Source organism: Anaerosporobacter sp. (assembly GCF_965301125.1).
This window is the reverse complement of sequence record NZ_CBDLAM010000012.1, coordinates 13,261-24,984: the sequence shown is the minus strand read 5'-3', so window position 1 is coordinate 24,984 and position 11,724 is coordinate 13,261. Positions and strand designations below refer to the sequence as shown.

Here is an 11,724-nt window from a genome sequence, read left to right as displayed (position 1 = left end):
ATAGACATTAAATTTATACTATTTTTGTAATATTATCTGACAATTTAATTTTATTAAGATTTTAAAACTGTGTTATTTTAACGAAAAAATAATTTTATTATTTATTATAACCCATTTTTCGACTCCAAACAACCATATAATATATATTATAGGCCAAAATGCCCAAATGTCAAAGGAAATTGTAACCTAAAATAAAAAAGAATTCGCAACTTGTGCAAATTCTTTTTTCTCGGTAAACAAATTCGTAAAACATTTCTTCTAACTACATTACGAATACCCCTTACCCATTATTTATTTTTCATTTTTTATTTCAATTATTATATTTCAATTATTTATATTTTAATTTCTTTAATTCATCAAAAACAACATCATTGAGAACTTTTATATATGTTCCTTTCATACCAGATGATCTTGATTCAATAACACCCGCACTTTCAAATTTACGAAGCGCATTAACAATTACTGATCTTGTTATACCAACTCTATCCGCAATTTTACTTGCTACAAGAATTCCTTCATTACCATCTAGTTCTTCAAAAATATGTGTTATCGCTTCTAATTCTGAGAAAGACAATGTACTAATTGCCGATTTCACAATTTGAATCTTTCTGTGCTCTTCTGCATTTTCTTCATTAACTGAACGCATCATCTCCAACCCAACAACGGTAGTTCCATATTCACTAAGAATTATATCATCAATAATATATTGTGCGTTATTCTTATACAAGAATAATGTTCCCAAACGTTCTCCAGCAATTTCAATTGGAGTTATCATAGCTTGGTAATCATCAATGTTGTCGAATTCAAAACCAAGTGTTAATAGGTTCACATTCTCTTTTGTAGAAAGAACATTTAACAAACGTTCATTCAAGAGATTATCAATATGACCGCCTACACTATCTTTAATCAGTTCTTTGATTTCGCTTATATCACTGCGATTTTTAATTCCTAGTACTTTACCCTTTTTACTTATCACCAATATGTTAGATTCAAGAATCTCACTAAGCACATCACAAATGTCATTAAATACTACTTTATGAGAATTATTATTGTGAAGAAGCTTATTAATTTTTCTTGTTTTATCTAATAATTGCACGCTCATATTGTCAGCCCTCCTGCTTTTTGTTACATAAACTCAACATACCTAACATCACGTACTTACTTTTAGATAGAAATACTATATAAACTTTCTGCAAATAAAAGCTATCTTCTCATATTTCTTTAATAGACCCCCCATAAAAGAAGATGACAGTACTGATATATACCATTTACAGAATATTTCTTGATAGACCAAGTTTATCATACATTTTGAATAAAAACAATAGATGTTTGACAATTATAACAGAAATCTTATAAATAATAATGATTTTGTATGAAAAATTAGTATTAATTAATAATTATTTAGTATTACTTGTTACTATTATCCTCTTTTTGTTCTTTATTCACATCTTTAGGCTGTGTATGTCCACAAGTTTCCTCACTACAAACAAGTGTATTACCTCGTTCAACCATGATTGTTCCACATTTAGGGCATTTTTCATTAGTTGGTTTTTGCCATGTCATGAAATCACATTCTGGATTGTCTTCACACCCAAAATACTTACGACCTTTTTTAGTCTTACGGATGACAACATCTTTTCCGCATTTTGGACAAGCAACACCAATCTTCTCAAAATATGCTTTTGTATTTCTACACTCTGGAAATCCAGGACAGGCTAAGAATTTACCATGTGGTCCGTATTTAATAACCATGTTTCTACCACATTCTTCACAAACCACATCAGTAACTTCATCTTCTATATTAATTTTTTCTAATTTCTTTTCAGCATTTTGAACAGCCTCATCTAAATCAGGATAGAAGTTACTAACAACTGTTTTCCAGCTAACTGAACCATCTTCTACTCTATCAAGTAACATTTCAAGGTTTGCAGTAAAGTTAACATCTACAATACTAGAAAACGCCTCTAACATGATTTTATTTACAATTTCACCAAGTTCTGTTACATAAAGATTCTTATTTTCTTTGGCAACATATCTTCTTGCAATGATTGTTGTAATGGTTGGAGCATAGGTACTAGGACGACCAATACCTAACTCTTCTAATGTTTTAACCAATGAAGCTTCCGTAAAATGAGCTGGTGGTTGTGTGAAATGTTGTTTACTATCCGTTTCGATAAGTGTTAACTTAGAATCTATATCTAATGATTTAGAAAGTTTATTCGTTTCCTCCTTATCATCTTCTGTATTGTAGACTGATAAGTACCCATCAAACACTAACTTTGATGCACTGGTAGTAAATCGATATCCATTAGCCATGATTTTAACTGAAGTTGTTTCGTATTTGGCTGGTTGCATACGAGAGGCTACAAATCTCTTCCATATTAATTGATAAAGACGGAATTGATCTCTACTTAAAGATTCTTTAATCTTAGTTGGAGTCATATCTACATAAGTCGGACGAATTGCTTCATGCGCATCTTGAATCTTCTTATTACTATTCTTATTACTATCTTCTGCTGCTACATACTTTTCACTATAATTTTCTTTGATGAATTCTTTTGCACTTGCATCTGCCTCATCAGAAATACGTGTAGAATCTGTACGTAAATAAGAGATTAAACCAATGGTTCCACTCCCTTTGATATCCACACCTTCATATAGTTGTTGAGCAAGTCGCATCGTCTTTTGTGTAGAGTAATTAAGAACTTTTGCTGCTTCTTGTTGCATTGTACTAGTGGTGAATGGTAGTGGAGCTTTCTTAATACGCTCTCCTACTTTAACATCTGTAACCTTGTACTCAGCATTCTCTAACTTCTTCAAAATCTCGTTCATCTGTTCTTCAGTTTCAATTTCTATCTTGCCACTTTCATCACCATAAAACTTTGCAATTAATGGTTTCTTTTCACCTTCAACTTTTATACTAGATTCTAATGTCCAGTATTCTTTTGGTACGAAAGCATTAATTTCATCTTCACGATCGCAAATAATTCGTAATGCTACTGACTGTACTCTACCTGCACTTAATCCACGTTTTACTTTTTGCCAAAGCAACGGACTAATACAATAACCAACCATACGATCTAGCATTCTTCTTGCTTGTTGCGAATTAACTAAATTCATATCTATTGCTCTAGCTTGTTTCAATGAATTCTTTATTGCATTCTTAGTAATTTCATTAAATGTTATTCTATTTGGCAAGGTATCATCTAGTTTTAACGCTGTTGCTAGATGCCATGAGATTGCTTCTCCTTCGCGGTCAGGGTCAGTTGCCAGATATACTTTATCTACTTTCTTAACTTCTTTTCTTAATTTGGCAAGTAATTCACCTTTACCACGAATCGTTATATATTTAGGTTCATAATCATGTTCAAAATCTATACCCATTTGACTTTTAGGAAAATCTCTTACATGACCACTAGAAGCCAATACTTCATAATTAGAACCAAGAAATTTTTTTATTGTCTTTGCCTTAGCAGGTGATTCAACTATCACGAGATATTTTGGCATATAATCACTCCTTTAATTATTAAGTGAATCTATATACACATACTTCTTTACCAATTCACTCTTTGATATATACAACGTTAATACCAAAAATCCCATTTTGTATTACCGTAGTCTAAACTTAAATTAGCATACACTATTTTTTCTTACGTTTCAAGCATATTATTTTTTTATTTTTAGAGCGTATTCAATACCCATATTTTGGATTCCGTCATTATTATGCATTTTTACTATATTATATAACCTAGCATAAGTAAAAATACGTTTATTACTTACTAAGAATGCACAAATAAGGTTTGTAATATATAGTATTGAGTAGCTATCTCTTTAATTAACCCTTTCATCTGTAACATAAAAATAATTTCCATTAATTTTACGGTATTTAATCCAGTATTTATCAACAACTGTTCAAAATGTATCGGTTCATACCCGAGTTTCATAAGAACAAGCTTCTCTTCAGCAGTTACTTGATTTTCAAAAAGCATCGATACTTGTTTACTCTTTTTCTTATTTTGTTTTAAAAAAGGATACCTTTCTACTAATTCCTCTACTATATCATTGGTTGATTGTATTAATTTAGCACCATTTTGTATTAACCTGTTACAACCGATAGATAACTCATCAGTAATCTTCCCTGGTAAAGCATAGATGTCCTTACCTTGTTCCAATCCACAGTCTACCGTTATTAAGGTTCCACTCTTTTCCTTTGCTTCCACTACTAATATTCCATCTGAAAGCCCAGCTATGATACGATTCCTTACCGGAAAATGAAATGCTAATGCAGGAGACCCTAGTGGATACTCAGATAGAATACCTCCTTCGCATTCCACATCATGGAATAGTTGATAGTTTTCTCTTGGATAACAGATATTCACACCACTTCCAATGACGCCAAAGGTCTTTCCTTTCCCTTCTAACGCTCCTCTATGAGCATAGCCATCAACTCCCTTAGCCAACCCACTTATAATTTGTATTTTGTTCATAGCTAATTCTTTCGCAAATTTACGTGCCGCCTCTGATCCATATGTTGAACATGCCCTAGCACCTATTATTGCTACAGAAGGTAAATCATCCTCAGGCAATTCTCCTACATAATACAAAAACCAAGGCGGATCATACATGCTGAGTAGTCGTTTCGGATAGTTTATATCTTCTTGGATAACAAAATTTATACCTTTTTTCATCATTTTTTCGTATAAATTATATTCTTTTTCAAGATCAATACCTTCTAATATGGCGACCTTAGCAGAGTCAGATAACCATTCTAAGGATTGCATTTCTTCAGCCTTAACAGCTAACACTGCTTCTATTGAACCATAATAAGTTAATAAATTTGTTGTCTCCTTATATCCAACATCTTCTTTCTTTGACCATGCATACCATAGCAATTTTTGCTTTGAACATTCCATCTATATATCCCCCCAGTATTTCTTATCAAGACTTCGATAACTGATTGCTTCATATAAATGTTCTTTCCGTATGGATTCCTCTCCACATAAATCTGCTATGGTTCTGCTTACCTTAAGAATTCGATGATAGGCACGAGCACTTAAATCAAGTGTATTGAAAGCATTCTCAATTACCTTCTCTTCTTCAGATCCTAACTCACAATACTTCTTAACTTGTTTTGCATTTAGCATAGAATTGTAATAGATTCCTGTATTCAAATAGCGTTTATTTTGTATCTGTCTTGCTTTCAGAATTCTTTTTTGTATTTCCTTTGAAGACTCTCCTTTTTCTGTGCTTACTAACTCTTGATATTCTATAGGTGTCGTTTCCACACAGATATCGATGCGGTCTAGTAATGGCCTTGAGATCTTACCTAAATAGTGCTTTATCTGTTGCATTGAACAGTTACACTTTCTTCTATCTGGGTAATAACCACATTTACAGGGATTTAGTGCTGTCACTAACATAAAACTAGCTGGATACTTATAAGTTGCTTGAAGTCTATTTATGGTAACCATTCGTTCTTCTAAAGGTTGACGCATAACCTCTAATGTACGAGTTTGAAACTCGGGAAGTTCATCTAAGAATAATACTCCGCCAGAAGACAAACTAATCTCTCCTGGTATAGGATTTCTACCACCGCCAATTAATGCAATTGGTGTAATAGTATGATGAGGTGCTCGAAAAGGTCTATTATGTACTAGTACATTATCTTCTCCCAACAACCCAGATATACTATATAGCTTGGAGATTTCCATACTTTCTTCTACGCTCATTTGCGGCATTATACTGGGAATTCGTTTCGCTATCATTGTTTTACCTGCTCCAGGCGGGCCAATGATAGTTATATTATGCATTCCTGCTACTGCAACCTCAACTGCTCTTTTCATCATATTCTGTCCTATTAGATCAGCGAAGTCGTCACATTCTTCATGAATATCATTTTCAAACATAGCTTCTACATCAACGAAACAGGGTTCTATTATTCTAACTTCATTTAAGTATTCTACCGCTTCGGTTAATGTCCGTATACCAATCACTTCAATATCTCTTACTACAGCGCCTTCCTTTGCATTATCAATGGGAACCAAACATCTCTTAAAACCATGCTTGGCTGCAGCATATGTCATGGGAAGTACGCCATTTACACGTTGTAAATGTCCATTCAGGCTTAGTTCCCCGATTAACATACAATCATTAATATTTTCTTGTGGAATATAGCCAGAGGCAGCTAGAATCGCAATTGCGATTGGAAAATCAAAAGCAGTTCCTTCCTTTCGGATATCTGCTGGTGATAAATTAATTGTGATGTGTTTGGGTGGAAGGCGAAATTCCGAATTCTTTAAAGCAATTCGCACTCGCTCTTTTGCTTCTTTTACTTCTGAGGCAAGAAAACCTACCATATCAAAACATGGCAGACCATCACTTACATCTGCCTCCACTTGTACTGGCAACCCTTCTATTCCATGAACAGCTGCACAATATGATTTACTAAACATAATGATCCTTTCCCTCTCTTCAAGACTTAAAGAACCATATATTTACACTATAGCATAGATAAAAAAGACTATCAAGTAATAATTATTCACTTGATAGTCTTAATGTTTCTTTCATTATTCACCTTGATTATCTAGAATCTTCTTAAGTTCATCCATGAATGTATTAACATCCTTGAACTCTCTATATATAGAAGCAAATCTTACATACGCTACAGGATCTAATTCTTTTAATTTATCCATTACAATTTCGCCGATTAAATTACTATTAATCTCATTCTTATCCAAGTTAAAAATAGTGTTTTCAATGTCATCTACCACAGCTGTAATACTATTTACCGAAATCGGTCTTTTATGACAGGAACGAAATACTCCAGCTTCAATCTTCGAACGATTGTAAGGCTCTCGGTTCATGTCTTTCTTTATTACTACTAATGGAATTACTTCTATCTTTTCATACGTTGTAAAACGTTTTCTACATTGATCACATTGACGTCTTCTACGAATGGAACAATTATCGTCGGCTGGTCTAGAATCGATAACTCTAGTATTATCTTCGCCACAAAATGGACACTTCATAAGGTTCCCCCTCAATTACACATTTTCTTACTTTAATTATAGTAATTGATTGGGTTATGTCAAGAACTTTTCATATTCTATTAGAATTTGCAACCCACAAGGCACTTTTCTTCATCAATATCTACCAGAATAACATCTTCTCCTATTTGTTTGACGCACGAGATGTCAATAATAAATTCACTTTCTCTACCAAGTATGCCCCAGATTTTACACGGGCCTGGCACTATCAAACATCGTATCTTAGCGGTACATGTATCAAAATCAAGATCACATACAAATCCTAATCTCTGTCCGTTTCTACAGTTGATGACCTCCTTCTCTTTCAATTCACAAAAACGCAAGCATATCGCCCCTTCGAATTTATTTATAGCCTTTCTATTGTTTTCCCATTAAATAATTCTTCATATTCTTAAGTGCTGATTTTTCTAATCTCGAAACTTGCGCTTGAGATATACTTATCTCATTTGCTACTTCCATCTGGGTTTTCCCTTGAAAGAATCTTAACTTTATAATATTATTTTCTCTATCGGACAATTTATCCATCGCTTCTTTTAAAGCAATTTCTTCAATCCAGTTTTCTTCTTTGTTCTTATTATCACTTATTTGATCCATAATATAGAGAGCATCTCCACCCTCTGAATAAACCGGTTCATATAATGAAACTGGACTTTGAATTGCGTCCAAAGCAAAAACAATATCTTCTTTGCTTATTCCAATTTCATTGGCAATCTCACATACGGTTGGCTCTTTATCATTCTTCTTCATCAAAGCTTCCTTGGTGTAGATTGCTTTGTAAGCTGTGTCACGTAAGGATCTACTAACACGAATGCTATTATTATCTCTAAGATATCTACGAATCTCCCCAATAATCATAGGGACTGCATAGGTACTAAACTTTACATTTTGTGTTATATCGAAGTTATCTATCGCTTTCATAAGACCGATGCAACCAATTTGAAATAAGTCATCTACATTCTCATTGCTGTTAGAAAATCTCTGAATAATACTAAGCACAAGTCTAAGATTCCCTCTAATATACAGGTCTCTAGCTTCTTTATCGCCTTTAAGTATACGTTCAAAGAGTTCCTTTTTCTCATCATTCTTAAGTAAAGGTAATTTCGCTGTATTAACACCACATATTTCAACTTTGTAAAGAGCCATTTGATTAACCTCCACATCATATATATACATAAATGATGTGCTAATTAATGGAACTTTATACTTATTATATTTTTCATTTTTTGCTACTTTTTACCATAATATATTTTATTCAGTTTTATTCAAATCGTTACATTCTATTCTAATCTCACGATTTCTTTTTTTAGACGTTTCATTATTTTCTTCTCTAGCCTTGATATGTACGATTGTGAGATTCCAAGTAAATCAGCCACTTCTTTTTGCGTCTTTTCTGCACCATCTTTTGAATTTAACCCAAATCGTAATTGAACAATAACTCGCTCTCTTTCACTTAACTTTGCAAGTGCTTTATTCAAGAGTTTTCGGTCTACTTCATCTTCAATATTCTTATAGATAATATCCTCATCTGTTCCTAATATGTCGGATAATAATAACTCGTTCCCATCCCAGTCCACATTAAGCGGCTCATCAATAGACACTTCTAACTTAGTCTTATTGTTTCTACGAAGATACATCAGAATTTCATTCTCTATACACCTAGAAGCATAGGTTGCTAACTTAATATTCTTATCTGGCTTAAATGTATTGATTGCCTTTATCAAACCAATTGTACCAATTGAAATTAAATCTTCGACACCAACACCCGTATTATCAAACTTTTTCGCTATGTACACAACTAAACGCAAATTATGTTCCACTAATATAGACTTCGCTTTTGCATCATCGTCGGTTCCCAACTTGGAAATAATATCAGATTCACTTTCTGTATCAAGGGGCGCTGGTAAAATTTCTGCTCCTCCAATATAATGAATCTCACCTCTTTGTTTAAAAATCACGTTTTTAAAATCCGGTATTACCCTAAATTGAAATTTATTCGGTATTGATACCTTTAACAACATGCTTCATTCCTCCCGTTATAATAATTCCTTATGTAATATAATATGATAATTGTCATCCACCGTTAATTTACCTTGATAAATTGCAACTGTTATATTAGGATTATGTACTACCTCATCTTCTCTAAGAACATTTACTTCATCGAATACAATTCCTGGCAAAATCCCTTGGTCAGTACCTACAGCATGGTAGGGAATCCATTTAATTCTTATTGCGTATTGATCCATATCTGTTTGATTAACATCTCCCATATAATCTTTAGCAAAGTCTATCAATTCATCTGGTAATATTTCTTTCACTCCATCAATATCTGCAATAATAACTGGTTTCTTCGATAGGGGTTCTCTAAGATTATTTCCGGTATCTAATAATCCTTTGCAAGTTATCTTTTTTTCACCAAATACTAATTCTACATTATAAAATAACTCCTCATTTGCCTTCATTTGTAATAAAATTCGCTTTACAAGATGGATAAAACCTCTCGCAATTACAAAAAAAATAATTAAATAGCAAAAATTTAAAGTTTTTGATGGCAATATTCTTAAAAACTCAGTAATATAATATCCAGCGCTTGTATAATAATATAAATAATTCAATATACCACCAACTAAAAAGGTGATCGCATAATATATTAAAACATCTCTTACAAGAGCTTTTACCGTTTCATAACGAAACGTGATTTTAAGCATGCAACTTGCCAATAAAAATCCAAATAGTATCATAAGAATACCCGATCGAAATATTGGTACCATAATACTAAAACAAGCTCCCAAACCGCCTAGTATTGCTGCCAATAATTTTCTACCATTTTTACTATTCTTCTTAACGAGTTTTTGCATCATTGCTAGAAGTAAGTAATCCATAATCAGATTTACTCCAAAGACTAAGTCAATGTAAACCTCTAGTTTCAATGTTCACCCCCACCTCTAAGCTTATCTAATACCGATACAATGTGGACCACACACACTCAGTAAATTCATTATAACTTATTCACTTTATTCTTTTTGTCATAAATTGGGTTTATTTTCCAGTTACTTTTCATCAAAGTAATACAGAATCCTACAGAATGTAGGTCAAGAATACATATACTTTACTATTTAGAGAAAAAACAAAAGAAAAAAACTGCTGTCGCATGAATTATGCTAATAATTAAGTCTAAATAAACAGTTGCTTATAGATTTATGAAAGATTTTAAATTAAAAGCATTCTCACACCAATAAAAAAATAATTCCAAGAAGTTGATTGGATATGACATACATTACATGTTCACCATATTCATACAGCTTATTGGAATTGTTTTTTATAATTATTTACGGTTCTTCTTTAAAAATTCAGGTATTTTAATACCATCATGATCCGTATCTTGTGATACTGGTTTTGAAAATGTCTGTACAGGTTTTGCAGCTGCTGTTTGTGATTGTGCTGCTGGCGTAGATGTTGTAGATGCAGGTCTTGAGAATAGACTTGAGTTACTACTTGTCCCACTATTTAATCCTGTTCCAAACTTTGGTGCTTGTTGTGTTGACTGACGATTCATCCCTTGATTAATGAAGGAAGGAGCCTTTACAGGTTCTTTCTGAGATGCCTCTTCTAGTCCTGTTGCTATTACTGTAATTGTACATTGATCTGGTGCTGATTCATCATACATAGCACCAAAGATAATATTTGCACTTTCACCAGCTAGCTCTTGTACGTATGTTGCAGCTTCATTAGCTTCAATTAAACTGATATCACCAGAAATATTAATAATAACATGTGAAGCTCCTTCAATTGTAGTCTCTAATAACGGACTTGTAATTGCTTGCTTAACAGCTTCTACACACTTATCATCTCCGTGTCCTACACCAATACCAATATGAGCAACTCCCTTGTTCTTCATAACTGTCTGCACATCAGCAAAATCAAGATTGATTAAGCCAGGTACGTTAATTAGGTCAGTAATACCTTGTACACCTTGTTGTAGCACTTCATCTGCTTTTCTTAGTGCATCAGGCATTGTTGTTCTACGATCTACAATTTCAAGTAATTTATCATTTGGGATAACGATTAATGTATCAACGTTTTCTTTCAAACGTTCAATTCCAGATATAGCATTGTTCATTCTTGCTTTTGCTTCGAATTTAAAAGGTTTTGTAACAATACCAACGGTAAGTATTCCTAGATCTTTTGCAATTTGTGCTACTACAGGAGCTGCGCCAGTACCTGTTCCGCCACCCATTCCACAAGTAACGAAAACCATGTCTGCACCTTTTACGATTTCTGTTAGGTCTTCCCTGTTTTCTTCCGCCGCTTTTGCTCCTACTTCAGGTTGCGCACCTGCACCAAGCCCTTTTGTAAGCTTTTCACCAATTTGCAAACATGTAGGCGCTTTACAAGTTTTCAAATGTTGGTTATCTGTATTGACACAGATAAACTCTACTCCTTTAATGTTTTCTTCTATCATTCGATTAACAGCATTATTGCCTGCCCCGCCAACTCCAATGACAAGTATTTTGGCAGTTGAATCAGATTCGTTAGTTCTTATTTCAAGCAAGGTACTTCCTCCTTTTTACTTATATCAATTTTATAAACAAAATCACTCTCCGAAATGATTTTGTAATTTTACTCCCGAGAAAAAGCTTGCTTTTTCCAGTTTCAATAATTATTAAAAATGATAAATTAT

General features: G+C 33.2%; 10 protein-coding genes. All 10 read right to left on the bottom strand.

The window, feature by feature from the left end; all coding sequences use genetic code 11:
* Positions 1-328: 328 nt before the first annotated feature.
* The 10 genes from codY to ftsZ all read right to left on the bottom strand — a co-directional run bounded on the left by codY (position 329) and on the right by ftsZ (position 11,595).
* Positions 329-1,102 (bottom strand): GTP-sensing pleiotropic transcriptional regulator CodY, encoded by a 774-nt coding sequence (gene codY / locus ACW2QF_RS02435; RefSeq protein ID WP_455714402.1) that lies wholly within the window; start codon positions 1,100-1,102, stop codon positions 329-331.
* A 305-nt stretch (positions 1,103-1,407) separates the two neighbouring features.
* The gene (gene topA / locus ACW2QF_RS02430) at positions 1,408-3,507 is read right to left on the bottom strand and encodes a type I DNA topoisomerase (RefSeq protein WP_455714401.1); all 2,100 of its coding nucleotides are present in this window, start codon (positions 3,505-3,507) and stop codon (positions 1,408-1,410) included.
* Between the two features lie 272 nt (positions 3,508-3,779).
* Complete coding sequence (gene dprA / locus ACW2QF_RS02425) at positions 3,780-4,913, bottom strand: DNA-processing protein DprA (protein WP_455714400.1); 1,134 nt, start codon at positions 4,911-4,913, stop codon at positions 3,780-3,782.
* Entirely contained in the window at positions 4,914-6,452 is a 1,539-nt protein-coding gene (locus ACW2QF_RS02420; RefSeq protein ID WP_455714399.1) for a YifB family Mg chelatase-like AAA ATPase, read from the bottom strand.
* A gap of 114 nt (positions 6,453-6,566) precedes the next feature.
* Positions 6,567-7,028, bottom strand: a complete 462-nt coding sequence (nrdR, locus tag ACW2QF_RS02415; RefSeq protein ID WP_455714398.1) for a transcriptional regulator NrdR — start codon at positions 7,026-7,028, stop codon at positions 6,567-6,569.
* 80 nt (positions 7,029-7,108) lie between these two features.
* The gene (locus ACW2QF_RS02410) at positions 7,109-7,369 is read right to left on the bottom strand and encodes a YlmC/YmxH family sporulation protein (protein WP_455714397.1); all 261 of its coding nucleotides are present in this window, start codon (positions 7,367-7,369) and stop codon (positions 7,109-7,111) included.
* Positions 7,370-7,403: 34 nt separating this feature from the next.
* The gene (sigG, locus tag ACW2QF_RS02405; protein WP_455714396.1) at positions 7,404-8,189 is read right to left on the bottom strand and encodes an RNA polymerase sporulation sigma factor SigG; all 786 of its coding nucleotides are present in this window, start codon (positions 8,187-8,189) and stop codon (positions 7,404-7,406) included.
* Positions 8,190-8,323: 134 nt separating this feature from the next.
* Entirely contained in the window at positions 8,324-9,064 is a 741-nt protein-coding gene (gene sigE / locus ACW2QF_RS02400) for an RNA polymerase sporulation sigma factor SigE (RefSeq protein WP_455714395.1), read from the bottom strand.
* Positions 9,065-9,079: 15 nt separating this feature from the next.
* A complete protein-coding gene (locus ACW2QF_RS02395) occupies positions 9,080-9,973 on the bottom strand; it encodes a sigma-E processing peptidase SpoIIGA (RefSeq protein WP_455714394.1) in 894 nt (297 codons plus the stop codon).
* A 395-nt stretch (positions 9,974-10,368) separates the two neighbouring features.
* The gene (ftsZ, locus tag ACW2QF_RS02390; RefSeq protein WP_455714393.1) at positions 10,369-11,595 is read right to left on the bottom strand and encodes a cell division protein FtsZ; all 1,227 of its coding nucleotides are present in this window, start codon (positions 11,593-11,595) and stop codon (positions 10,369-10,371) included.
* Positions 11,596-11,724: the final 129 nt, after the last annotated feature.

What these genes read in the sequence shown, in the direction of transcription:
- codY (WP_455714402.1), bottom strand. Translation starts at nt 1,102, where the DNA reads ATGAGCGTGCAATTATTAGATAAAACAAGAAAAATTAATAAGCTTCTT.
- topA (WP_455714401.1), bottom strand. Translation starts at nt 3,507, where the DNA reads ATGCCAAAATATCTCGTGATAGTTGAATCACCTGCTAAGGCAAAGACA.
- dprA (WP_455714400.1), bottom strand. Translation starts at nt 4,913, where the DNA reads ATGGAATGTTCAAAGCAAAAATTGCTATGGTATGCATGGTCAAAGAAA.
- ACW2QF_RS02420 (WP_455714399.1), bottom strand. Translation starts at nt 6,452, where the DNA reads ATGTTTAGTAAATCATATTGTGCAGCTGTTCATGGAATAGAAGGGTTG.
- nrdR (WP_455714398.1), bottom strand. Translation starts at nt 7,028, where the DNA reads ATGAAGTGTCCATTTTGTGGCGAAGATAATACTAGAGTTATCGATTCT.
- sigG (WP_455714396.1), bottom strand. Translation starts at nt 8,189, where the DNA reads ATGGCTCTTTACAAAGTTGAAATATGTGGTGTTAATACAGCGAAATTA.
- sigE (WP_455714395.1), bottom strand. Translation starts at nt 9,064, where the DNA reads ATGTTGTTAAAGGTATCAATACCGAATAAATTTCAATTTAGGGTAATA.